Raw genomic sequence first — 22,619 nt, 5'->3', positions numbered from 1 at the left:
CCTCGATGCGGACAAGGTTGAGGATCCGTAACAGCTTTACCGCATCCACAAGCTACGGTGTTGCGCTGTGACCGCCACACGAGATCGCCGAAGCGATCCTGACGCCGCGAACGAGGACGCGCCCATCACCTGGGAAGAGCGTCCGGTCATCGGCGCCCGGCGCGGTCTGCCTTGGTGGGGAGCCGTTCTGCTCGCCCTGGGCACGGCTGTCGTCGGCGCCGTGCTGGCCACGTTGCTGACCGACGGGCTCGGCCTGCCGTTCCAGCTGATCTACCTGGTCGGCTGCCTGGCAGCCGTCGCGACGGTGCAGCGGCGCAACCTGTTCGGCCCGATGGTCCAGCCACCGCTGGTCATGGCCGTGACGGTGCCGGTGATCGTGCTGACCGTGTCGTCCCTGCCGGAGAGCAACGACACGCTGGCGAACGTCTTCGCCGTGAGCACGCCGCTGATCAACAGCTTCCCCGTGATGGCCATCGCGACCGCGTTGACGGTGGCGCTCGGGGTGTATCGCATCTATCGCGAGCGCGACCCCGACCTTCCGAGCAAGAACGACAAGCGCGGCACCAAGGGCAGTGACAAGGGAGACAAGGGATCTGCCAAGGGCAAGTCCGACAAGGCCACAGCAGACAAGGCCAGGTCCGGCAAGGGCAGGTCCACGTCGGACTCCGGGAGCCGCGACAAGGCCGTGAAGGGTGCGGCCGCGGCGGGCGCGGCAGGTGTCGCTGGTGCCGCGGCAGCGGGAGCGCTCACCCCCGACGAACGCGGCGGCAAGGACGCTCCGGCGGACCGTCCCCGCAGGCCACGTCCTCCGGAGGACCAGCCCGAGGGCCCCGCCGGACGGGGTGAGCCGACCCGCAGGAAGCGTCCCGCGGGCGAACCACCGGCGCGGCGCCCCCGTGGCCCCGAGGACGGTCCCCCGCCACGCAGGCCACGTCCTGCCGACGCTCCTCCGCCCGGACGCGAGGCGCCGCCGCGGGAGGGCCGCAGGCCGCGAACGCCACCGGATGCCGCCGAGCGCAAGCGGCGCGTCGAGGAGTGGCCCGACTCGATCCCCGGCCCCAAACGCCCTGCCCGGCCGCAGCGTCCGCAACGCCCGCAGCGGCCTCGCGGGGAGCAGCCGCCGCCCGGCGAACGTCCGCCGCGGCGCGGCCAGCCGCCCCGGCGTCCCTGGGACGACGAAGCCTGACAGGCGACACGAGCCCGCCTGCCCCGTCGTGGGGCGGGCGGGCTCGTTGCTGTTCGCGGCGGGCGCGTTCGGCGCGAGAAGGCGCCGGAGGTCAGCGCACGCTGCTGCGCTTGTCCTCACGCCCGGTGCGCAGCTCCCTGGGCAGTGCGAACGAGATCTTCTCGTTGGCGGTCGTCACTTCCTGCACGTCCTCCCAGCCGCGGCCGGCCAGGTAGTCCAGCAGCTCCATGACGAGCACGTCCGGGACGGACGCACCGCTGGTCACGCCCACGGTCTCCACGCCGTCCAGCCAGGTGGGATCGACCTCGCTGGCGTAGTCGATCAGGTGCGCGTCGCTGGCACCCGCCTGCAACGCGACCTCGACGAGCCGCTGCGAGTTGGAGGAGTTCCGCGAGCCGACGACCAGGACGAGGTCGCACTCGGCCGCCATCGCCTTGACCGCGACCTGGCGGTTCGACGTGGCGTAGCAGATGTCGTCACTCGGCGGGTCGGCGATCTCGGGGAACCGTTCCCGGAGCTGGTCGACCCGCTGCATGGTCTCGTCGACGCTGAGGGTCGTCTGCGACAGCCACACGACCTTGGACGGGTCGCGCACCTGCACCTGGGCGACGTCCTCCGGGGTGTCGACGAGCTGCACGTGCTCGGGCGCCTCGCCGGACGTGCCCTCGACCTCCTCGTGGCCGTGGTGGCCGATGAGCATGATGTCGTAGTCGTCCCTGGCGAACCGGTTGACCTCCTTGTGCACCTTCGTCACCAGCGGGCACGTGGCGTCGATGGTGCGCAGGTTCCGCTTCTCGGCCTCCTCGTGCACCGCGGGCGAGACTCCGTGGGCCGAGAACACGACGAGCGCGCCCTCCGGCACCTCGGTGGTCTCGTCGACGAAGATCACGCCCCGTTCGCGCAGGGTGTCCACGACATGGCGGTTGTGGACGATCTCCTTCCGCACGTACACGGGCGGGCCGTACATCTCGAGCGCCTTCTCGACCGTGATCACCGCACGGTCGACACCGGCGCAGTACCCGCGCGGCTTCGCGAGCAGCACACGCTTGCCGTTCTGGTCACCGCTGGGGCTGGCTGCACTCATACCGTTCAGGGTACGGACCGTCGGCGTGCCGTCGACACCGTGCGCGGCCGTGCTGGGACGAGCGACACGCACACGGGCGGGGCGGGGCTGTGCAGGAGGGGTCATGTGCGGCAGGCTTGCCCCATGAAGCATTTCCCGTTCCCGGTGCGCGTGGCGGCCGGACTCGCGGCCGCCACCGCCGACACGGTGCGCGACCTGCCGAAACACCTCACCGAACTGCCGGTGACGGTCGCCAGCCAGGTGCTGCAGACGTCGATGAGGGTTCAGCAGCACGTGACGGAGCTGGCCATCAAGGGTGACGACGCGCTGGCGGCGTTCCGTGGGGTCGAGGACGAGCCCAACTGGGCCACGTTCGACGAGGACGACGACGTGCCCGGGTCCGGCGTCGAGGCCGCGCCCGGCGCCGCGGGATCGGAGCCGGGCGCGGAGGCGACGTTCGACGACCCGTGGGACGCCGAGTCGCAGGCACTCGGCCAGGAGCACCCGGACGGCGAGTTCGACAGCGCCGAGGTCCCGGACGCCGGCGACGCGGCCACCACGACCCCTGCCACGACCACGCCTGCCACGGCCGCCTCTGCCAGCGACGTGACCGGCGGCGGCACGCAGACACCGAGGGCCACCGACGCCCGAGACGCCACGGACGCGCGAGGCGGCGGCACCTCGGGGACGGGCCCCGCCGGCGTGGCGAACTACGACGACCTGAGCCTGCCGCAGCTGCGCTCACGTCTGCGCTCGTTCTCCGCCGACGAGCTCGAGGAACTGCTCGGCTACGAACGCGACCACGAGAACCGCCCCTCGTTCACGGGGATGCTGACGCGCCGGATCGCCAACGTGCGGGCCGAGTCGGCCGCCGAGGAGAACGGCTCGCAGTCCACCGGCGGCACCGGCTCCTCGGAGGCAGGCACGTCGTGAGCACCGACGCACGCCCCTCCGACGGCCGCTCGGACTCGTCGGGGCCGTCGACGGCCGAGAATCCGTGGCCGGTGCGAACGGTCGCCAGGAAGATCGCCGACTGGATCCACCGGCTCGGCTCGGTGTGGGTCGAAGGGCAGATCACGCAGATCTCGGCACGGCCCGGCACGCAGACGGCTTTCCTCACGCTGCGCGATCCCGCCGCCGACGTCTCCATGTCGGTCACCTGCCAGCAGCGCATGCTGCGTTCGATCGACCCGCCGCTGCGCGAGGGCGCGAGCGTGGTCGTGCACGCGCGGCCGTCGTTCTGGCTGGGCCGCGGCACGTTGAGCCTGCGTGCGAGCGAGATCAGGCCCGTCGGGATCGGCGAACTCCTTGCCAGGGTCGAGCGGTTGCGCAAGCTGCTCGCCGCCGAGGGACTGTTCGCACCCGAGCGCAAGCGCCGCCCGCCGTTCCTGCCCCGTGGCGTCGGCCTGATCACCGGGCGGGCGTCAGCCGCCGAACACGACGTGCTCGTGAACGCCCAGAACCGTTGGCCCGCGGTGAAGTTCCAGGTGGTCAACACGGCCGTCCAAGGGGCACGCGCGGTGCCGCAGATCGTGCGTGCACTGTCCACTCTGGATGCGGACCCGGAGATCGACGTCATCGTCATCGCCCGTGGCGGGGGCAGCGTCGAGGACCTGCTGCCGTTCTCCGACGAAACACTGTGCCGCGCGGTGGCCGCCGCGGGAACTCCGGTCGTGAGCGCCATCGGGCACGAACCCGATTCGCCGCTGCTGGATCACGTCGCCGACCTGCGGTGTTCGACGCCGACGGGCGCGGCGAAGGCCGTCGTGCCCGACGTGCAGGAGGAGACGGCACGCGTGCACCAGCTGCGCGACCGGGCACGCCGCGCGCTGCACGGCTGGGTCGACGGCCAGCGCAGGCAGCTCGACCAGTTGCGCAGCCGTCCGTGCCTGGCCGATCCGCACGGTCCGGTCGAGCGGCGAGCCGCCGACGTCGAACTGCACGTCGAACGCGCGCGCAGGGCGATCATGACGACGCTGACCCACGAGCAGAGCGCCCTCGCCTCGTCGCGCGCCCGGCTCACGGCGCTGGGACCGTCGGCGACGCTGGAGCGTGGGTACGCCGTGGTCCAGTACACCGACGACGACGGCGAGCTGAAGGTGCTGCGTTCGGTCGACCAGGTGCGGCCGGGCACCGAACTGCGGGTCCGGGTCACCGACGGCGCCGTCTCGGCGACCACGCGATAGTGTCGGCCCCGGCCGTGTGCATCGAGACGTGAGGCGAAGCGCGACGTGAGCGAATCCGGTGGCGACACCCCCGACGACCTGGCAGGCCTCGGCTACGAGCAGGCCAGGGACCAGCTGGTGGAGGTCGTGCGCGAACTCGAGGCGGGCGGCCTTTCGCTCGAGGAGTCGCTCGCGCTCTGGGAACGTGGCGAGCGTCTCGCGCGGCTGTGCGAGACCCACCTGGCGGGCGCGCGGGAGCGGATCGAGGCCGCGCTGGCTACCGTTGAGGACGACACGGACGACACGGACGACACCGCCGACGCGGACGCCGAGGAGCCGGGCGGGCAGGCGGGACACTCCGGAGTGAGTGCTCAGTGACGTCCGTGACAACTCCATGAACGCAGGCTCGCGCAGACTGTAAGCAGTTCGATGCGCCGATCATCGCCCGATCCGCGCATCTCCGCGACACCCACCCCGGGAGGCAGCATGACCACCAGCACGCCGAGACGGGGCGAGGCGCCCGACCGCAACCTCGCCATGGAGCTCGTCCGGGTCACCGAGGCGGCGTCGATGGCGGCGGGCCGCTGGGTCGGCAAGGGCGACAAGAACGGCGGGGACGGCGCAGCCGTCGACGCGATGCGCCAGCTGATCGGCACCGTGACCATGCGGGGCGTCGTCGTGATCGGCGAGGGCGAGAAGGACGAAGCGCCCATGCTGTTCAACGGCGAGGAGGTCGGCAACGGCGAGGGCCCCGAGTGTGACGTCGCGGTCGACCCGATCGACGGCACGACGCTCATGAGCAAGGGCATGCCGAACGCGCTGGCCGTGCTGGCGGTGGCCGAGCGCGGGGCGATGTTCGACCCGTCCGCCGTGTTCTACATGGAGAAGCTGGCCGTCGGGCCGGAGGCCGCCGGGGTCGTGGACATCTCGGCGCCGATCGAGGAGAACATCCGCCGCGTGGCGAAGGCGAAGCAGAGCAGCGTCTCGGACGTGACGGTGTGCATCCTGGACCGCCCGCGGCACGAGGCGCTCGTCAAGGAGGTCCGCGAGGCCGGTGCGCGCATCCGGTTCATCAGCGACGGTGACGTCGCCGGTGCCATCGCGGCCGCCCGCGCGACGACGGGTGTCGACATGTTGCTGGGCATCGGCGGCACGCCGGAGGGCATCATCACCGCCGCGGCACTCAAGTGCCTCGGTGGTGAGCTGCAGGGCAAGCTGTGGCCGAAGGACGAGGAGGAGCGGCAGCGGGCGGTCGACGCCGGGCACGACCTCGACCAGGTCCTGACGACCGACGACCTCGTACGCGGCGACAACGTGTTCTTCTGCGCCACCGGCATCACCGACGGTGACCTGCTGCGTGGCGTGCACTACCGCGCGGGCGGCGCGACGACGCAGTCGATCGTCATGCGCTCGAAGTCAGGCACCGTGCGGCTCATCGACGGCTACCACCGGTTGAACAAGCTGCGCTCGTACTCGTCGGTCGACTTCGACGGTTCGGACGAGGGCGAAGACGTGTCGGCTCCGCTGCCCTGATGCGCGGGCTGTTCGGGAAGGCCGCCGCGGTCGCGGCGGCCTTCGTCCTCGCGTGCGCACCCGCGGTGTCGAACTCGGCGCAGGCGTCGGTGCAGCCCGACGTCGTGGGTGGCACGCCCACCGACGAGACCTATCCGTTCATGACGTCGCTGGCCGACGGGGACGGCCATTTCTGCGGCGCGTCACTGATCCGGTCGAACTGGCTCGTGACCGCCGCGCACTGCGTCGACGGGGTCGCTGCGGACACGCTGACGGCGAGGATCGGCAGCGCGGACCGCACCGAGGGCGGCGAGGTCGCCCAGCCTGCGGAGCTCGTCGTGCACCCCTCGTACACGGCACCCGGTTCGCCGAACGACCTGGCGCTGGTACGTCTGGCCGAGCCGGTCACGGCGACACCGATCGACATCGCCGAGTCCGCGGAGCCGGGCACCGCGACGAGGCTGCTCGGCTGGGGTCGCACCTGCGCGCAGGACGGCTGCGGCGAGTCCCCGGTGATGTTGCAGCAGCTGGACACCCGGGTCGTCCAGGACGATCGATGTGCCGCGGGATTCACCGCACGGTCCGAGGTGTGCACGGGCAACCCCGACGGGGGCGGCGCCTGCTACGGCGATTCGGGTGGGCCGCAGATCGTGCGCGACGGCGATCGCTGGCGGCTGATCGGCATGTCGAGCCGCGCGGGCAACGACGACGCGGTGTGCGGCACGGCACCGTCGATCTACACCTCCGCCCCTGCTCACCGGACGTGGATCGACGAGACGATCGCCGCGTGATCGCGCCCAGTCCCGCCTGACCGGCGATGACGGATGTCGTGGATGCATTGCGGCTGCGGTGGCGACGCTACTGGCCCGACGCGGACGTGCAGGCCATGGCCGACGACGTCCGCACGCGCGCCGAGGCGGCGATCGCGGCGTGGGGCCTGCGGGACGCGACACCGCTGACCGGTGGGCACATCGCGCTGGTCCTGGCCTCCGGCGACGTCGTGCTCAAGGTCCACCCGCGCGGCCACCCCGATGACGTGCACCTCGCCGCCGAGGCCGCGGCGTTGACGGCGTGGCGCCGTTCGGGGGCAGCGGCCGACCTGCTCGACATCCGCGACGACGGGTTCACGCTCCTACTGGAACGGCTGCGACCGGGGACCCCGCTGGATGCGGTCGATCTGACGTGGCAGCAGCGACTCGACGTGCTCGGCGAACTGGCCGGCCGCCTGCACGCGGCGTCCGGACCCGCTCCGGCGTCCGTCCCGCACATCGGCGGCGGCTACTCCCGGGACTGGCGACGGCTGCTCGGTCCGTCACCCCTGCTGGAACCGGCGGACGATGACGTCGTGCTCCACGCCGATCTCCACGGCGCCAACGCCGTGCGCCACGGCTCTCGATGGCGGGTGATCGACCCGCACGCCGTGCGCGGGGACCGCCACGCCGACGTGTGGGCGCTGATCGATCCGCTCGCACCGGCACCGCCCGAGGCCGCCACGGCACGTGCGTGGGTCGAGCGCTACGCCGCCGCGGCGAACCTCGACCCCGACCGCGCGGCCGAGTGGGTCCACCTGCGTGCGCGCGCCGAAGCACTCGCCGGCGCCGACGGCGACCACGCGTGGGCCACCAGGCTCAAGCGGTGGGCGGAGCTGCTGGAGAGCTGACCTGCCATGCGGCGTCCTGGCTCAGCCGCTCGAGTGGCCGGGGAACAGGTGGGCGCCGGGATCGATCTCCACGGCGATGTTGTTGACGGCCGTGGCGGCCTCGCCGAACCCGGTCGCGATGAGCTTCACCTTGCCCGGATAGGCCGCGACGTCGCCCGCCGCGTAGATGCCCTTGCGCGCCGTCGCCATGGTCGAGTCCACGGAGATCGACCGCTGGTGGATTTCGAGCCCCCAGTTCTCGATCGGACCGAGGTCGGCGGTGAAGCCCAGCGCCGCCACGACCGTCTGGGCGGGCAGCACCTCCTGGCGGACCTCCTTGGTCTCGGGGTCCTTGATCTCCACCGTCACGTCGGCGAGCCCGTGCTCGTCGCCACGCAGTTCGGTGACCTCGGCGTCGGTGATGATGCGGACGCCCGCCTCGCGTGCCTCGTTGACGATCGACTCCGCGGCACGGAACTTCGCCCTGCGGTGCACGAGCGTCACGCTGCGCGCGATCGGGTGCAGCGCCAGCACCCAGTCGAAGGCCGAGTCGCCACCCCCGACGACCACGACGTCCTTGCCCGCATGCTCGTCGAGGACCGGTACGAAGTGGACCATCCCGTTGCCGAGCCACCCGTCCCCCGCAGGCAGCGGGCGCGGGGTGAACTCGCCGATCCCCGCGGTGATCAGCACCGCCCGCGCCCGCACGGTCTCCTCGGCCTCGCCACCGGCGAGCGTCATGACGAACCGGTCGCCGCTCTCGGTGAGTGTCTCGGCCTTGCGTCCCAACAGGTAGTGCGGGTTCCACTGCGACGCCTGCTTCACGAGCCCGTCGACGAGGTCGCGTCCACGCACCGCGGGGAAACCGGCGACGTCGTAGATCATCTTCTCGGGATACATCGCGGTGACCTGACCGCCGGTCTCGGGCAACGAGTCGACGACCGCCGCCGACAGCCCGCGGAAGCCGGCGTAGTAGGCCGCGAACAGGCCCGTCGGTCCCGCGCCGACGATCAGCACGTCGACGTCGATACCGTCCGAAGGCGTCCCCATGGGCTCACCGCCCTTTCCGCCGTTGGTGGGTGCCGCGCCCATGATCGTAGTACCCACGGCGCCCCTGTGCGGCCGTCGAAACATCGCGGGCCCGCCCACCCGAACGTGCGCGAGGACACCGGGCGCGCACGGCCGTCGCAGGAGCAGACTGGGGACATGGCAGAGCAGGAATTCCGGATCGAACACGACACGATGGGCGAGGTGCGGGTCCCCGCCGACGCCCTGTACCGCGCGCAGACGCAGCGCGCCGTGGAGAACTTCCCCATCTCCGGCAGGACGCTCGAACGGGCTCAGATTCGCGCGCTCGGCCTGCTGAAGGCGGCCGCCGCGCGCGTGAACGCCCGGCTCGGCGTGCTGGAGGCGGACCTGGCCGCGGCGATCGCGAGCGCGGCCGACGAGGTCGCCGAGGGCAAGCACGACGAGCACTTCCCCATCGACGTGTTCCAGACCGGCTCGGGCACGTCGTCGAACATGAACGCCAACGAGGTCATCGCCACGCTGGCCTCGCGCGCGCTGGGCCGCGACGTGCATCCCAACGACCACGTCAACGCCTCGCAGTCGTCGAACGACACGTTCCCCACGACGATCCACGTCGCCGCAACCGAAGCGGTGCTGACCGACGTGATCCCCGCGCTCGAGCACCTGGCCACCACCATCGAGCAGCGGGCGGCCGAGTGGGCCGACGTCGTCAAGTCCGGCCGCACCCACCTGATGGACGCCGTGCCGATCACGCTCGGCCAGGAGGCCGGCGCCTGGGCGGCACAGGTGCGGTTCGGCATCGAGCGGCTGCGCAGCGGCCTGCCGCGGCTCGGTGAACTGCCCATCGGTGGCACGGCCGTCGGCTCGGGTCTCAACGCACCGGACGGTTTCGGTTCCGCCGTCGCCGACGAGCTGGCGAAGGTCACCGACCTTCCCCTCGTGGAGGCCCGCGACCACTTCGAGGCGCAGGCGTCCCAGGACGGCGTGGTCGAGACCTCGGGTCACCTGCGCACCGTCGCCGTGTCGCTGAACAAGATCGCGAACGACCTGCGTTGGCTCGGTTCGGGTCCGCGCACCGGCCTGTCCGAACTGGCGCTGCCCGATCTGCAGCCAGGGTCGTCGATCATGCCCGGCAAGGTGAACCCGGTAATCCCGGAGGCGACCCTGCAGGTGGTCGCGCAGGTCATCGGCAACGACGCGGCCGTCGCGTTCGCCGGCTCACAGGGCAACTTCCAGCTCAACGTGAACCTGCCGGTGATCGCGCGCAACGTCCTGGAGTCGGCGCGGCTGCTCGCGGCGGTGTCGCGGCTGCTGGCGGACAAGGTGTTCGCGGGCGTGACCGTCAACACCGAACGCACGCAGGCCTACGCCGAGGGTTCGCCGTCGATCGTGACGCCGCTCAACGCCTACATCGGCTACGAGGAGGCGGCGGCCGTCGCGAAGCAGGCGCTGGCCGAGCTCAAGACGATCCGGCAGGTCGTCGTGGAGCGTGGCTACATCGAGCAGGGCAAACTCACCGAGGCGCAGCTCGACGAGGCCCTCGACGTGCTGCGCATGGCCCGCGGCGGGAAGTGAACCGGCCGGGGGCCGCCCGCGCGGGCGGCCCCCGATACCGCGAGTCCACACAGGACTCCGGCGGCCTTTCCTACATGAGCCAGCCGACCGGGGCCATCAGCTCGGCAAACTCCTCCAGGACATAGAGCGCCCCGACGATCGCGGCCACATAGATCACCGCGAGATACGGCTTCATCCGAGCCACCACGAGGAGGAAGGCCAGCGCGAACACGGCCGTGCCGACGTACATGCCGACCAGGAACACCAGCCACACGAAGGCCAACAGCCACAGAATCGAGATTCCGACGACTCGCAGCTGGGCCTTGAACGCTCCTTCGATCCGCCCGGGACCGCCCTCCCTGCGCATCTGCCGGATGTCGTTGACGAGCGCTATCGCGCCGAGTCCGAGGCCCAGGATGCTGGCCGCATACGGGAAGAGTTGGGCGTTCGGCGTGAAGTCGGCCGCCAGGATGAAGGCGGCGACGAAGAACAACAGCGCACCGACGGTCACGGCCACGCCCACGAAGGGCGGGACATGGATGCCGTCCTCATTGGTGGTGGCCGCCGGGTCCTCGTCCTCGTCCTCGTCCGACGACGACTTCTTGGCCTTGATGTTGCGGTAGGCCACCACACAGACGGTGACGACGAGCAACAGCGCGACGATCACGACGAACGGCCGGGTCATCCATTCCGTGGGTTCGAAGGCCGACACGGTGATGTAGTAGTACCGCTCCAACGGGATCGCGAGCACGTAGGCGATCAGGAACGGGGCCCGCGGAATGTCGCAGACCTTGCAGAGCCAGCCGATGATGCCCAGGAGCAACATGGTGTAGAAGACGCCCAGGTTCAGCGGCTCCTGGAACCCGCTCATGAACAGCAGCGGGATCAGGGCGGCGGCCAGCACCGGGAAGCTGACGAAGCTGAGCCGGGCGAGCGGCCGGGCCATGAAGAACGCGAGGACCGCCCCGATGAGCGACGCGATGGCGAAGGACCAGACGATGAAGTAGACGAGGTCGAGGTCCTGTTCGATCAGGTCGGGCCCCGGCTGGATGCCGAACATCAGCAGCACGCCGAGCAGCAGCGCGAAGGGCGCGGCGCCGGGCACGCCGAACAGCAGGGTCGGGATCAGACCACCGGACTCGATACTGTTGCTCGCCGCCGAAGGAGCGATGACCCCACGGGGGTCGCCCTGGCCGAAACGCGCGCCCTTGCGGCGGCTTCCGATCGCCTGGGCCTGCCCGTAGGCCAGCCACGCCCCGGCCGTCGCTCCGACGCCGGGCAGGATACCGACGCCGACACCGACGCCCGACCCACGGAGCACGTCGCCCTTGTACTTGACGACGTCGCGGGCGCCCCGGCCCCAGCCCTTGCCGAGGCTGACGTTCCGGTCCGCGACCGAGCTGCGCTTGGCGACCAGCTGGATGATCTCGGCGACGCCGAAGATCCCCAGTGCGGCCGCGACCAGGCCGATGCCCTCGGTCAGATACTCCGAGCCGAAGGTGTAGCGGTATTCCGCCGAGATCGGGGACATTCCCACGATGCCCAGGAGCATGCCGAAGGCGGCGACCACCAGTCCCTTGACGACGTTGCCCTTGGACAACATGGCGGTGAGGAAGATGCCCAGCACGATCAGCATGAAGATCTCGGGAGATCCGAATGCCGTGACCACCGGCTGCGCCACGGGGACGACCAGGGTGAGTCCGATGATGCCGATGATGCCGCCGATTGTGGATGCGATGAAGCTGGCCGAGAGCGCGCGGCCGCCCTCGCCCTCCTTGGCCATCGTGTGGCCGTCCAGCAGGAACACCGCCGCCGACGCGGAACCGGGGATGCCCAGCACCACCGATGTGATGACGTCGGACGTGTGCACCACCGCGACGGCACCGATGATCATGGCGATCGCCTGGTTCGGCTCGAGCACGAACACGAAGGGCATCAGGACCGCGACGGCTCCCGTACCCCCCAGGCCGGGAATGACGCCGATGACCAGTCCGACGACGACGCCGACGACCAGGTACAGCAGCATCGCCGGATCGGCGAAGCTGGACAAGGCCGCAGTGGCTGCCTCTAACATCTGTTGTCCTTAAAGTACTAACGGGTTGCGGCGTGACAGCTGGTACGAATGACGAGCGGTCGAGCAGCCGCGTGATCGGTGCGCGGCAGCGGGCTCAGCCCAGGACCGCTCCGTACTCGTTGGTGAGGAACCTCTTGGCATGGCGGAGAGCTGCCGGCCTGATGTCCAGTGCCTTGCGGAAGATCTCGGCGTTGCCATGGCCCGGCTGCAGTTCGTAGCCACCCAGGGCTCCTGCCGCCTCGTCCAGGAACTTCTGGTTCCGGTTGAGCTTCCCGACCATCTCCGCATATGCGTCGACGAGCTCGTCGCTCGTTCCCGCGTTCGACCAGAATCCCTTCTGGTAATAGAACGCCGGGGTGACGAAGGATTGATAGGCCTCATAGGCCAGACCGCTGGGAGCCTCACCGTGGAGATCGCGGTAGATCTCCTCGAGGGTCGGCACATCCGGCATGTTCGGGTCACGGACGACCTTGCCGTCCTTGAGCACACCCACCGAGAACAACGGGTGGATGTCGCCGGACTCGGCCATCGACGAGAGCGGACCCAGCCAGGTGGAGGTGGTCTGGAAGTCGATGTCGGTCTCGCCGCGTTCCAGTGCCAGGCGCGACGGTCCTCTGCCCTCGAACCCGAAGACTCCGGTGACCGTGGCGCCCAGGACCTCGAGTGCCAGCAGCGGGACGAGGTCCAGGCCGGAGGCTGAGATTCCGCCGATCTTGACACGGCTGCCTGCTTCGAGGAGGTCTTCCATGGAGCGGATACCGCTGGCGGCGTTGGAGTAGAGGATCCCTCCTGTGCCGTGCAGCACCAGCGGCACCATCTTCCGGAAGTCGAACTCGACGTTCCCGTGCTCCAACATCCCCTGCAGGTACGTGGTTCCGGAGCTGACGAGGATGTGCCGGCCGTCGTTCACCCCCGCCTCGACATAGGCATTGGTGCCCGTGACGGATTCACCGCCGGCGATGTTCTCGAACTGGTACCGGGAGACGTTCTTCTGCAGTTCGGCGAAGTACGGGGTGACGAAGCGAGCCCACGTGTCCGTTCCACCACCGGCGGCGTAGGGAATGACGACATCCACTACCCCGGGCCCAGAAGCCTTGAAAGCGGCCTGCGGCGGGGCGCATCCGGCGAGGCCGGCCGCGGCGACGCCGAGTGCGCCACCGATGAGGAAGTTCCGTCGGGAGATCGGATGCACCATTGCATCTCCTGGTTCGTATCAGCGAAGTACGCCGCACCTACGCGACGTGCTCCAGCGGGGGGTCGGGAATGTACAGAGTGGCGTCGGCCAGGGTGCGGGCGGTGCGGTCGGCACCGACGACGAGCTCGCCGCCGAAGTCGTCGGCAAAGGTGACGATGATCCCGGCCGGGGTACGAAAGCGCAGTTTTCCGTTCGTACGGCCCAACATCGCTGCCCGGTGGAGGAACGTTCCTTCGGTGAAGGCCGCCATCGTCATTGCCACGCTGCCGGTGATGGGCATGGCCGGGTGGGGCTTCCCCATCGAGAGCATCAGGACCTCGATATCGGCGTCCGCATCCTCGGCAGGGCCTGCGATTCCGAGCTTGGGGACAGCGCGCTCGGCCGCTTCCGGGGTGAGAGCAAGCCCCATGGCGACGGCACCGGCTCGGCGGATCTTGTCCAGCACGGAGAGTTTCTCGGTGATCGCCGTCCCGGCCCACTCGGCATGCGGCAGCCCGGCGAGACCGGCAGTCTCCGGCGACAGAATGACGGCCGGAGCCCCCGCGTCGACGATCGAGACGGGGTAGTCGACGCCATCGACGGTGAGCACATCAGTGCCGGCCCCGGTCGGCAGAAGCTTGCCGGTGGTCTTCCCTCCCGGTTCGACGAAGCCCAGACCGACCTCGTGGCCGGGGTAGACCGTGCCGGGGATGATGGCGCTCGGTTCGGCGGGCAGGGCGCCCCCCGGGGTAGGGATCCGCTGAACCACTTTCTGACCACTGTTGGTGTTGAACGTCCGGACGTATGTCACATCCTCGGCGGGCTGTACCCAGCCACGCTCCAGTGCGTACAGACCCGCGGTAGCCGAGCAGTTTCCGCAGTTGCTGCCCCAGTCCACCTTGAACTCCTCGATGCCGACCTGGGCGAACGTGTACACCACGTCGAGGTCGTCATCGGCGGACGGTTCAAGGATCACCGCCTTGCTCGTGGTCGACGTGGCCCCTCCGACTCCGTCGATCTGCCGTAGGTCCGGACTTCCGTAGACGCGCGGGAGCAGCTCATCGGCCGACAAACCGGTTCTTTCGATGTGCTCCTTCTCGAACACCCAACATTTGCTGGTCCCCCCTCGGACCCAGCTTGCCGAGATCTGCATCAGGTGCCTTTCCACAATGTCCGGTATCGCCGCACAGCCTCACAGGACCCGCGAATTAAAACAATGTTGAGTATTTGATGGATGCTTAAGCGATGCTTCACCCGGCAGTGGTGAAGTCCACGTTCCTTGCGTCCGCTCGGACCCTGCACATAGCCTCTGAGCAGTCAGATAAAGCAGATTTACAAAAGGGGAAGCTCCGTGAATGTCCACTTAAGTGGAGTGTCATGCTGAACCCACAACGGCTCGAAGTTCTCGTGCGTGTTGCAGAGACCGGCTCCATCACCGCGGCTGCCGACGAGCTCGGCTACACCCCTTCCGCGGTGTCCCAACAGCTCAAGAAGCTCGAGCGAGAGGCCGGGCACCCGCTGGTACGCCGTCGCCCTCGCGGCATCATCCCCACCGATGCGGGGCACATCCTCGTCAGTCACGCACGCAAGGTGCTACGGCAACTGGATGCGGCAGCAGCGGACCTTCGCGATCTGGCCGAAGGCAACCGAGGCTCGCTGATCGTGGGGGCCTTTCCCACGATGGCCGCCTCGTTCCTGCCGCGGGTGCTGGAGACGTTCAAGTCGCGCTATCCGGCCATCGATCTCACGGTCTCCAGCGGACGCTTCGACGAACTCCTGGAAGATCTCGAACGGGGGCGTTCCCACCTGTGCTTCCTGTGGGAGTACCCGTGGCAGCCGATCAACATCGAAGGACTGCGTCTTCAGGAGCTGTTTCGGGAGGACTCCGTGATCCTGGTTTCGAAGCGCCATCCCTTGGCCGACCAGGACCAGATCAACCTCGCACAGCTGCGCGACGAGTCGTGGATCGTGCGCGCCAACCGCCACCCCGTGGTGGAGGTCCTGGAGCGGGCGGCGGAGAAGGCGGGCTTCCGGCCGTCGATCGCTCTCTACGCCAACAACTACCAGGAAGCTCAAGCGATGGTGAGCGTGGGAATCGGAGTGGCGATGGCCCCGCGCAGCGCCATCGCGATCCAACACCCGGACATCCGGGTGTTGGCGCTGGGGGACGAAGCCCCGGTACGCAATGTGCTGCTCGCCCAACGGGAGGAGCGCGTCTATTCCCCGGCCGAGGTGGCCTTCCGCTCGGTGCTGATGGAACTGGTCCGGCAGGACTTCACGCCTTCTGTCCCATCAGAGACGCGTTCGTCCCCAGGCGCGAGGACCGGGCCTCACTCCGCCTGATCGCTGCCCGTGCCGGCGATCCGTCGCCGGTGGATGGCCTCGGCAGCCCGGAGGATCAAGGGGAGACTCAGCACGACGGTGAACAGCCGGACCATATGGGCGCCGGTGACCACGGCACCGTCGAGCCCCAGAGACGCCGCAGTTGCCACCATCTCCCCGACGCCACCCGGCACCAGCCCGAACATGGACTCCCCCGGCTCCATCAGACCCCACGCGGCGAAGCCCCAGCCGAAGAGGACTCCGACCGCGAGAACGGTGGTCACAGCCAGCACCCCCGGTCCGAAGAAGCGCATGAACTGGCGGAAGACGTCGGGACTCAGACTGGCCCCGATGGCGGTGCCGATCAGGAGTTTCGCCCCCAACACGAGCAGGTTGGGGGCCTCCACCTCCAGACCCAGGCCCAGGTTGACGGCGGCCGCACCGACGAGCCCTCCGGTCAGCGCCCACAGCGGAACGCGAGCCCAGCGGAAGGCCAGCGCCGCTCCCAGTGAACCGGCCAAGACGGCGAGCAGGGAAACCAGCCCCATCAGGTGAGCACCGCCAGCAGGACCGGGAGCACCAGGAAGACGAGGGCGAACAGACGCACCGCGTGGACGGTGAGCACGACCCCGAGCCGGGCGCCCTTGTCGATGGCCAGCGAGCTGACCTCGCTCAGCCCACCGGGAGTGACAGTCAGCACGGCCGTGGCGGGATCGACGCTGTAGCGAGACATCAGCAGCGTGATGAAGACCAGATTGACGACGCCCAGGGCGAGATAGGCCCCCGCCACGGGTAGCGCGACGGCAGCGGTACTCGCCAGAGAGTCCACGGTGAGCATCACCCCGCTCACCACACCGATGGCGACGAGACCCGTCTGGCGCAGCGCACGGGGGAAGGCCACCGGACGCATGCGCGGCATACCGGGCTGATTGACCAGGGCCGCGCCGATCGCGCTGCCGAGGAGCATCCCCGCCGGAATCCCCAGGTACTCGAAGAGACCGCCCACCACGACTGCTCCCACAAGGAGCCGCGCCACCCCAACCCACTGCCGATCGCGCGGGCGTTCCGGTTCGGAGATCAACCCTCTCCCCTCACTCCCTGCCCTGCAGGGACATACGTGCCTGTTGAGTTCCAGTCCAAACGTTGGCATGCTGAACAGGCTTTTGGCATACCAAGGGAGTGTAAATGTCTACCTACACCACTGACGTCCTCGTCGTCGGCGCGGGAAACGCGGCAATGTGCGCAGCACACGCAGCCAGGGAGGCCGGCAGGCAGGTGTTGATGCTGGAAGCAGCCCCGAAGTCCCAAGCAGGCGGCAACAGCTACTTCACCGCCGGGGCCACCCGGATGACCCATGAGGGACTGGAGAGCCTCAAGGACCTGGTGGAACCCGACGAGCGGCACGGCCGCAGCGAGGTGCCGCCCTACCCCAAGGAGGACTACGCGGCGGACCTGAAGAAGGTCACCCTGGGACGCAACGACCCGGACATGACCGAGATCCTCACCTCGAACATCTCGGCCGATATGCGGTGGCTCAAGGCGAAGGGGATGCGGTACCGCCTGATGTACGAGCGGCAGGCCTACGAGACCCCCGGCGGTGGGTACCTGTTCTGGGGCGGGCTGCACGTCGGCAACGTCGACGGGGGTGAGGGCCTCATTCGCGACCATCTCCGCATCGCGGAGGCCACCGGCATCGAGATCCTCTACGAGGCCCGAGCGGTGAAGCTCCTCGTGGAGGACGGAACCGTCACCGGCGTGGCCTTCGAACGCGACGGCGAGGAGCACATCGTCCGCGCCGAAGCGACCGTCCTCGGCAGCGGTGGGTTCGAGGCCAACAAGGAGATGCGCGCCGAGCACATGGGCGCCGAATGGCACCACGCCGTCACCCGTGGTAGCCCCTTCAACACCGGCACCATGCTGCGGGAAGCCCTGCGACTCGGCGCAGCCAAGGGCGGAGACTGGTCCTCCTGTCACGCAACCCAGTGGGATGCCGGCTACGAGGACAACGAGTCCAACTACGAGGTCACCAACCGCCTCACCCGGCAAAGCTATCCGCTGGGTATCATCGTCGACCGCCACGGGAAGCGATTCCTCGACGAGGGTGCGGACTTCCGGAACCTGACCTACGCCAAGTACGGCAAGGAGGTGCTGATGCAGCCCGGTGCCATCGCCTGGCAGATCTTCGACGCACCTTTGCGCCCCATGCTGCGACCTCAGGAGTACGAAGTACCCGGGGTGGGCGAGCACGTGGCCGACTCCCTGCAGGAGCTCGCCGAGGAGGCCGGCATCGACCCGGCCGGTCTGGCCGAGACGGTGGAGTCCTTCAACGCCTCCATCGACACCTCCGCCGAGTTCGACCCCAATGTGAAGGACGGTCGGGCGGCACGCACCGAACCGCCGAAGTCGAACTGGGCCAACCGGATCGCCGAACCGCCCTTCTACGCCTACCCGGTCACCTGCGGAATCACCTTCACCTTCGGCGGACTCAAGGGCGACTCCCAGGCCCGGGTGCTGAAGGAGGACGGCTCGCCGATCCCTGGGCTCTTCGCCTGTGGCGAGGCGCTCGGTGGCCTCTTCAGCGAGAACTACCCCGGCGGATCCGGCCTGGCAGCCGGGATCGTCTTCGGCCGGATCGCCGGACGGAGCGCGGCTGCGTGACGTTCCGCCCCCAGGTCGACGTGGTCTACGAACAGCTGCGCTCGAAAATCCTCGACGGCTCGCTCGAACAGGGGTACGACCTCCACGAGCGAGCAGTGGCTGAGCTGGTCGGCACCTCCCGGACCCCGGTCCGGGAGGCGGTCGCCCGGCTGGTGGTCGACGGACTGGCCGAACGCCACGGCCGGCGCACCAGGGTGACCGTGTGGGACGAGGAGAAGACCGGCCAGCTCTACGAGATGCGCGCGGTCCTCGAGTCCGAGGCCTCCCGGCTGGCCGCGATGCGCCGCAGCGAGAGCGTGGTGATGCGGCTCCAGGCCTCGGTGACCGAGCAGCGAAACCTGGACGACCCCTCCCCGGTCACCCGTCGCAACATCAATTACGAGTTCCACGAGCAGATCTGGCAGGCCAGCGGCAACCCCTTCCTGCTCGAGACCAACCGGAAGTACGGCGTGCAGTCGATGTGCATCGCCCCAACCACGCTGCGCCACGACGAGCGATGGAAGACAGCCCTGGACGAGCACGAGCAGCTCGTGGAACACATCAGCCGGCACGAGGCCGCCGAGGCCGCGGCGTTGATGCACCACCACCTCGAATCAGCGTTCAGACGGCGTTGACGGTCCCAAACAACGGGGCGAATTCGTGAAGGGTTGGATGTTTCGGCGCAGCCAGACCGTTCCGTGACACGATCGGAAATTTCTCAGAGGCCGATTCATCCCAACAATTGCACTGCCCGAATTGCATTCCGACTACGCTCCAAGATTGCACCTCTCGAACCAGGGCCCAATTTCCCGAGCCCGCGAGCACAGTGCGCGCGACCCTCAGCCGCCGAGGCTGCGCCACGTGCGGGCCGACAGTGGCAGGAACACCGCGATCAGCAACACCGGCCAGCCGAGTGCCGGCCACGGTGCGAGTTCGACCACCCACGACGCCGCTCCGGCACCCGAAGCTCCGGCATCCGACGCTCCCGTCGCTGCCACGCCGGAACCGAGCAGCTCCCGCACCGCGACGACGGTCGCGGTGAGCGGATTGGCCTCGGCGACCGCACCGAGCCACGCCGGCATCGTCGACGTGTCGACGAACACCCCGGACAGGAACAGCACCGGCCACACCGCCACCTGCACCGCACTCACCGACTCCTGGTTGCGCACGCGCAGGCCGATGAACGCTCCGATCCACAGGACCGCCACGCGGAGCAACACCAGCAGCCCGAGCGCGCCGCACCACGCGCCGACGCCCGCATCGGGCCGCCAGCCGAAGGCCAGTCCCGCGGCGACGACGATCGCCAGCCCCACGAGCGAGTTGAGCACGTCGACGACACACCGTCCAGCCAGGACGGAGGCTCCCGACATCGGCAGCGACCGGAGCCGCTCGGTCACCCCGCGCGAGGCGTCGAGCGACACCGCCGTCATCGTCGATTCGAGACCGAAGAACATCGTCATCGCCAGCACGCCCGGCATCAGGTAGTCCACATAGGAGCCGCCGGTGGACATGCCGAGCGCGCCGCCGAGCAGGCCCACGAACATGGCCAGCATCAACACGGGAAACAGCCACCCGAACACGACGACACCCGGCCGGTTGCGCCAGTGCTGCAACTCGCGCGCCGTCATCGTCAGCACGTCACCGATGCCGGCCACCCATCCCTCCGGCCGCGTGCCCCTGTCCATCACGTGCACGGTCATGCCGACACCTCCTTTCCCACCGTTTCCCGGGTCTGCGCACCGGTCCGATCCCCGTCGTCGTGCGAGCCCTCCACGGCCGCACCCGTCAGTTCCAGGAACGCGTCGTCCAACGTCGGCGTGCGCACCGCGAGGTCGCCGAGTGCGATGCCGTCTCGCGACGCGGCCGCGGCGATACCGAGCAGCGCGTCGGCACGGTCGAGCACCGGAACGCTCACCGTCGTCCCGGTGACGTGCACGTCGCCGCTCGACCACGGTGCCGCCAGCTCGACGAGCCGATCGAGGTCGCCGGCATCCGACACCGCCAGGTCGATGACGTCGTCGCCGATGCGTGCCTTGAGCTCGTCCGGTGTCCCGTCGGCGACGACGCGGCCGTGGGCCATCAGGGAGATGCGGTCGGCGAGCCGGTCGGCCTCGTCGAGGTACTGCGTGGTGAGCAGCACGGTCGTCCCCGCCTCGGCCAGGCCGCGGACGGCCTCCCACACCTCACGCCGGGCGGCGGGATCGAGGCCGGTGGTCGGTTCGTCGACGAACAACACCTCAGGAGCGACGATCAGCGCAACCGCGAGGTCCAGCCGCCTGCGCATGCCACCCGAGTAGGTCGCGATGCGCCGGTCGGCCGCGCCTACAAGACCGAAGCGGTCGAGCAGTTCACCCGCCCTGGCCTCCGCGGCCGCGCGCCGCAGCCGGGCGAGCCTGCCGAACAACACCAGGTTCTGCCTGCCGGTCAGGTCCTCGTCGAGGGCCGCGTACTGGCCCACCAGACCGATCCTGCGGCGCACCCGCGACGGATCGGCGCCGACGTCGTGGCCCGCGACGCGCACCGATCCCTCTTCGCACCGCGTCAGTGTGCTCATCACCCTGACCGCCGTCGTCTTGCCCGCACCGTTGTGGCCCAGCAGTCCGTGCACCGAGCCCCGCGGCACGGCCAGCGTGAAGCCGTCGAGGGCGGGCTCCCCGCTGCCGCGGTAGGTCTTCCGCACGCCGGTGCAGTCGATGGCGTACGCACCGCTCGTGGTCGTCGCTGACATGATCTCCTCCCGTTCCGTACGCTTTACCGTACGGCGTACGTAACACCGTACGGTAGCGTTCGGCCAAGCGCAAACGCCATGGGAAGGAACCGCACGTGGCACGAGGGACCCCCGTCGCCGACCTGGCCCGCAGCATCTATCTGCTCTGGGGCCACCACCCCAAGCCGGGCCGTTCCGGCCTCACCGTGCCCGCGATCGTCGATGCCGGCATCGAACTGGCCGACGCGCACGGACTCGAGGCGGTCTCGATGCGCAAGGTTGCCGAACACCTCGGCGTGGGAGCGATGTCGCTGTACGGCTATGTGCCCGGCAAGGACGACCTGACAACACTCATGACCGACTCCGTCTACGCCGAGATGTACGCCGACCTGGACGAAGCGGCACGGGCGGGCGACTGGCGCGAGGCGATGCGGTTCGTGGCCCGCAGGAACTGGGAGCTCTACACCCGGCACCCGTGGCTGCTCGAGGTGCGATCACCGCGCCCGGACCTGGGCCCCGGTGTCATGCGCAAGTACGAGACGGAGTTGCGCCCACTGGACGGCATCGGACTGTCCGATGTGGAGATCGACAGCGTGCTGACCCTCATCCTCGGCCACGTCGCCGACAACGCGCGAACCCACGTGCAACACGTCAGGGCCAACCGCTCCGGGATGTCCGACGCCGAATGGTGGCACACCGTGGCGCCCGTGCTGGAGCAGGTGATGGGCGACGAACACCTGCCGGTCTCCGACCGCGTCGGCAGCACGGTCGGCCAGGAGTTCCAGGCTCCGGCCAATCCCGAGCACATCTTCGCGTTCGGCCTCGAGGTCATCCTCGACGGCGTGCAGGCCCGCCTCGGCTGAATCCGCACCGACCCGCGTCGTCACGGCGCCAGTCTTCGGGGTGCCCCGTGGTCACAGGGCAGTGGTCACAGGGCACTGTCGAGCAGCTGGGCGGCGGCGTCCCTGGCGTGGGAGACCGCGTCGGGCAGCACACCGTAGGAGGCGGACACGATCGCGCCGTCGTAGAGCAGGAACAGCGACGCGGCGAGCTTGTGCGGGTTCCGCACCCCCGCGTCGCGCACGAGCGTGCGGAAGTAGTCCAGCACCCACCGTTTCTCGTCGTCGATGGCCTCGCGTGCGGGGTGCGCCGGGTCGGGCAGTTCGGCCAGCGCGTTGACGAACGCGCAACCGCGGGGGTTCTCCGCGGCCATCCACGACTCGAGCGCGTCGAACATCAGCAGGATGCGGCGCTTCGGGCCCAACCGCCCGGGCCGCTCGACGACCGCGGTGACGTGCTCGCGCCAGCGGGCGTCCCTGCGCTGCAGATACAGCCGCACGATGGCGTCCTTCGACCCGAACCGGTCGTAGAGCGTCTTCTTCGTGACACCCGCCTCCGCGGCGATCATGTCCACCCCCACGGCGTGGATCCCGTTGTCGTAGAACAACTTCTCCACGACCTCGAGCACCCGCTCCGCCGCCGGCGTCAACGTCACCTGCTCCGTCATGAGCCAACCCTACTCCATCCTGTCTCCGACTTCTCCGATTGACGGTATAC

At 69.3% G+C, this 22,619-nt stretch carries 22 protein-coding genes; 12 read left to right on the top strand and 10 right to left on the bottom strand.

Features of this window, described 5'->3' with window-relative positions; all coding sequences use genetic code 11:
- Positions 1–67 precede the first annotated feature (67 nt).
- On the top strand, positions 68–1,186 hold the full coding sequence (locus IF64_RS0110055; protein WP_030531780.1) for an FUSC family protein: 1,119 nt from the start codon (positions 68–70) through the stop codon (positions 1,184–1,186).
- A 91-nt stretch (positions 1,187–1,277) separates the two neighbouring features.
- Here IF64_RS0110055 and IF64_RS0110050 read toward each other — a convergent pair whose 3' ends face one another.
- On the bottom strand, positions 1,278–2,270 hold the full coding sequence (locus IF64_RS0110050; RefSeq protein WP_030531779.1) for a 4-hydroxy-3-methylbut-2-enyl diphosphate reductase: 993 nt from the start codon (positions 2,268–2,270) through the stop codon (positions 1,278–1,280).
- 123 nt (positions 2,271–2,393) lie between these two features.
- Here IF64_RS0110050 and IF64_RS0110045 point away from each other — a divergent pair, with 123 nt between their 5' ends.
- From IF64_RS0110045 to IF64_RS0110020, 6 genes are all read left to right on the top strand, one after another.
- Entirely contained in the window at positions 2,394–3,182 is a 789-nt protein-coding gene (locus IF64_RS0110045) for a lipid droplet-associated protein (RefSeq protein WP_051757651.1), read from the top strand.
- Entirely contained in the window at positions 3,179–4,435 is a 1,257-nt protein-coding gene (gene xseA / locus IF64_RS0110040) for an exodeoxyribonuclease VII large subunit (RefSeq protein WP_030531777.1), read from the top strand. The genes IF64_RS0110045 and xseA overlap by 4 nt, the downstream gene beginning before the upstream one ends.
- A gap of 45 nt (positions 4,436–4,480) precedes the next feature.
- Entirely contained in the window at positions 4,481–4,792 is a 312-nt protein-coding gene (locus IF64_RS0110035) for an exodeoxyribonuclease VII small subunit (protein ID WP_030531776.1), read from the top strand.
- A gap of 108 nt (positions 4,793–4,900) precedes the next feature.
- On the top strand, positions 4,901–5,947 hold the full coding sequence (gene glpX, locus IF64_RS0110030; RefSeq protein WP_030531775.1) for a class II fructose-bisphosphatase: 1,047 nt from the start codon (positions 4,901–4,903) through the stop codon (positions 5,945–5,947).
- On the top strand, positions 5,947–6,717 hold the full coding sequence (locus IF64_RS0110025) for a S1 family peptidase (RefSeq protein ID WP_084705762.1): 771 nt from the start codon (positions 5,947–5,949) through the stop codon (positions 6,715–6,717). Before glpX ends, IF64_RS0110025 begins: the two co-directional genes overlap by 1 nt.
- A 26-nt stretch (positions 6,718–6,743) precedes the next feature.
- Entirely contained in the window at positions 6,744–7,586 is an 843-nt protein-coding gene (locus IF64_RS0110020; RefSeq protein ID WP_084705761.1) for an aminoglycoside phosphotransferase family protein, read from the top strand.
- Between the two features lie 21 nt (positions 7,587–7,607).
- On the opposite strand, the gene IF64_RS0110015 is transcribed toward IF64_RS0110020, so the two are convergent.
- Complete coding sequence (locus IF64_RS0110015) at positions 7,608–8,615, bottom strand: NAD(P)/FAD-dependent oxidoreductase (protein WP_030531772.1); 1,008 nt, start codon at positions 8,613–8,615, stop codon at positions 7,608–7,610.
- A 156-nt stretch (positions 8,616–8,771) separates the two neighbouring features.
- Between IF64_RS0110015 and IF64_RS0110010 the strand changes: the two genes are divergently transcribed.
- On the top strand, positions 8,772–10,169 hold the full coding sequence (locus tag IF64_RS0110010) for a class II fumarate hydratase (protein ID WP_030531771.1): 1,398 nt from the start codon (positions 8,772–8,774) through the stop codon (positions 10,167–10,169).
- Between the two features lie 70 nt (positions 10,170–10,239).
- Here the strand turns inward: IF64_RS0110010 and IF64_RS0110005 are convergent, their stop codons facing one another.
- The 3 genes from IF64_RS0110005 to IF64_RS0109995 form a co-directional block, all read right to left on the bottom strand.
- Positions 10,240–12,222, bottom strand: a complete 1,983-nt coding sequence (locus IF64_RS0110005) for a tripartite tricarboxylate transporter permease (RefSeq protein WP_030531770.1) — start codon at positions 12,220–12,222, stop codon at positions 10,240–10,242.
- 94 nt (positions 12,223–12,316) lie between these two features.
- Complete coding sequence (locus IF64_RS0110000; protein WP_051757648.1) at positions 12,317–13,417, bottom strand: twin-arginine translocation signal domain-containing protein; 1,101 nt, start codon at positions 13,415–13,417, stop codon at positions 12,317–12,319.
- A 37-nt stretch (positions 13,418–13,454) separates the two neighbouring features.
- The gene (locus IF64_RS0109995) at positions 13,455–14,549 is read right to left on the bottom strand and encodes a PrpF domain-containing protein (RefSeq protein ID WP_030531768.1); all 1,095 of its coding nucleotides are present in this window, start codon (positions 14,547–14,549) and stop codon (positions 13,455–13,457) included.
- Between the two features lie 224 nt (positions 14,550–14,773).
- Between IF64_RS0109995 and IF64_RS0109990 the strand changes: the two genes are divergently transcribed.
- On the top strand, positions 14,774–15,739 hold the full coding sequence (locus IF64_RS0109990; RefSeq protein ID WP_084705760.1) for a LysR family transcriptional regulator: 966 nt from the start codon (positions 14,774–14,776) through the stop codon (positions 15,737–15,739).
- Here IF64_RS0109990 and IF64_RS0109985 read toward each other — a convergent pair.
- On the bottom strand, positions 15,727–16,266 hold the full coding sequence (locus tag IF64_RS0109985) for an AbrB family transcriptional regulator (RefSeq protein WP_030531766.1): 540 nt from the start codon (positions 16,264–16,266) through the stop codon (positions 15,727–15,729). The two genes, IF64_RS0109990 and IF64_RS0109985, sit on opposite strands and share 13 nt — an antisense overlap.
- A complete protein-coding gene (locus tag IF64_RS0109980) occupies positions 16,266–16,868 on the bottom strand; it encodes an AbrB family transcriptional regulator (RefSeq protein WP_084705759.1) in 603 nt (200 codons plus the stop codon). Before IF64_RS0109980 ends, IF64_RS0109985 begins: the two co-directional genes overlap by 1 nt.
- 35 nt (positions 16,869–16,903) lie before the next feature.
- Between IF64_RS0109980 and tcuA the strand changes: the two genes are divergently transcribed.
- Together tcuA and IF64_RS0109970 are read left to right on the top strand one after the other, a co-directional pair.
- A complete protein-coding gene (tcuA, locus tag IF64_RS0109975; protein WP_030531764.1) occupies positions 16,904–18,376 on the top strand; it encodes an FAD-dependent tricarballylate dehydrogenase TcuA in 1,473 nt (490 codons plus the stop codon).
- Positions 18,373–18,990 (top strand): GntR family transcriptional regulator, encoded by a 618-nt coding sequence (locus IF64_RS0109970; protein WP_030531763.1) that lies wholly within the window; start codon positions 18,373–18,375, stop codon positions 18,988–18,990. Before tcuA ends, IF64_RS0109970 begins: the two co-directional genes overlap by 4 nt.
- Positions 18,991–19,194: 204 nt before the next feature.
- On the opposite strand, the gene IF64_RS0109965 is transcribed toward IF64_RS0109970, so the two are convergent.
- Together IF64_RS0109965 and IF64_RS0109960 are read right to left on the bottom strand one after the other, a co-directional pair.
- Complete coding sequence (locus IF64_RS0109965) at positions 19,195–20,055, bottom strand: ABC transporter permease (RefSeq protein ID WP_246134773.1); 861 nt, start codon at positions 20,053–20,055, stop codon at positions 19,195–19,197.
- Positions 20,052–21,083 carry a daunorubicin resistance protein DrrA family ABC transporter ATP-binding protein gene (locus tag IF64_RS0109960; protein WP_030531761.1) on the bottom strand — a complete coding sequence of 344 codons (1,032 nt, stop codon included), beginning with the start codon at positions 21,081–21,083 and terminating at the stop codon, positions 20,052–20,054. The genes IF64_RS0109965 and IF64_RS0109960 overlap by 4 nt, the downstream gene beginning before the upstream one ends.
- 95 nt (positions 21,084–21,178) lie before the next feature.
- Between IF64_RS0109960 and IF64_RS0109955 the strand changes: the two genes are divergently transcribed.
- A complete protein-coding gene (locus IF64_RS0109955) occupies positions 21,179–21,925 on the top strand; it encodes a TetR/AcrR family transcriptional regulator (protein ID WP_030531760.1) in 747 nt (248 codons plus the stop codon).
- A gap of 65 nt (positions 21,926–21,990) precedes the next feature.
- On the opposite strand, the gene IF64_RS0109950 is transcribed toward IF64_RS0109955, so the two are convergent.
- Complete coding sequence (locus IF64_RS0109950) at positions 21,991–22,569, bottom strand: TetR/AcrR family transcriptional regulator (RefSeq protein ID WP_030531759.1); 579 nt, start codon at positions 22,567–22,569, stop codon at positions 21,991–21,993.
- Positions 22,570–22,619 lie beyond the last annotated feature (50 nt).

Origin of the sequence: Prauserella rugosa (genome assembly GCF_000719975.1) — a bacterium.
GTDB classification, from domain to species: domain Bacteria; phylum Actinomycetota; class Actinomycetes; order Mycobacteriales; family Pseudonocardiaceae; genus Prauserella; species Prauserella rugosa.
The sequence above is the reverse complement of the archived record's forward strand: the minus strand, read 5'-3'. Positions and strand labels throughout refer to the sequence as shown.

What these genes read in the sequence shown, in the direction of transcription:
- IF64_RS0109985 (WP_030531766.1), bottom strand. Translation starts at nt 16,266, where the DNA reads ATGGGGCTGGTTTCCCTGCTCGCCGTCTTGGCCGGTTCACTGGGAGCG.
- IF64_RS0110020 (WP_084705761.1), top strand. Translation starts at nt 6,744, where the DNA reads ATGACGGATGTCGTGGATGCATTGCGGCTGCGGTGGCGACGCTACTGG.
- IF64_RS0109995 (WP_030531768.1), bottom strand. Translation starts at nt 14,549, where the DNA reads ATGCAGATCTCGGCAAGCTGGGTCCGAGGGGGGACCAGCAAATGTTGG.
- IF64_RS0110005 (WP_030531770.1), bottom strand. Translation starts at nt 12,222, where the DNA reads ATGTTAGAGGCAGCCACTGCGGCCTTGTCCAGCTTCGCCGATCCGGCG.
- IF64_RS0110045 (WP_051757651.1), top strand. Translation starts at nt 2,394, where the DNA reads ATGAAGCATTTCCCGTTCCCGGTGCGCGTGGCGGCCGGACTCGCGGCC.
- IF64_RS0110000 (WP_051757648.1), bottom strand. Translation starts at nt 13,417, where the DNA reads ATGGTGCATCCGATCTCCCGACGGAACTTCCTCATCGGTGGCGCACTC.
- IF64_RS0109965 (WP_246134773.1), bottom strand. Translation starts at nt 20,055, where the DNA reads ATGACCGTGCACGTGATGGACAGGGGCACGCGGCCGGAGGGATGGGTG.
- IF64_RS0110010 (WP_030531771.1), top strand. Translation starts at nt 8,772, where the DNA reads ATGGCAGAGCAGGAATTCCGGATCGAACACGACACGATGGGCGAGGTG.
- IF64_RS0109980 (WP_084705759.1), bottom strand. Translation starts at nt 16,868, where the DNA reads ATGCCAACGTTTGGACTGGAACTCAACAGGCACGTATGTCCCTGCAGG.
- IF64_RS0109950 (WP_030531759.1), bottom strand. Translation starts at nt 22,569, where the DNA reads ATGACGGAGCAGGTGACGTTGACGCCGGCGGCGGAGCGGGTGCTCGAG.
- IF64_RS0110015 (WP_030531772.1), bottom strand. Translation starts at nt 8,615, where the DNA reads ATGGGGACGCCTTCGGACGGTATCGACGTCGACGTGCTGATCGTCGGC.
- IF64_RS0110025 (WP_084705762.1), top strand. Translation starts at nt 5,947, where the DNA reads ATGCGCGGGCTGTTCGGGAAGGCCGCCGCGGTCGCGGCGGCCTTCGTC.
- glpX (WP_030531775.1), top strand. Translation starts at nt 4,901, where the DNA reads ATGACCACCAGCACGCCGAGACGGGGCGAGGCGCCCGACCGCAACCTC.
- IF64_RS0110050 (WP_030531779.1), bottom strand. Translation starts at nt 2,270, where the DNA reads ATGAGTGCAGCCAGCCCCAGCGGTGACCAGAACGGCAAGCGTGTGCTG.
- IF64_RS0109990 (WP_084705760.1), top strand. Translation starts at nt 14,774, where the DNA reads ATGCTGAACCCACAACGGCTCGAAGTTCTCGTGCGTGTTGCAGAGACC.
- IF64_RS0109960 (WP_030531761.1), bottom strand. Translation starts at nt 21,083, where the DNA reads ATGTCAGCGACGACCACGAGCGGTGCGTACGCCATCGACTGCACCGGC.
- tcuA (WP_030531764.1), top strand. Translation starts at nt 16,904, where the DNA reads ATGTCTACCTACACCACTGACGTCCTCGTCGTCGGCGCGGGAAACGCG.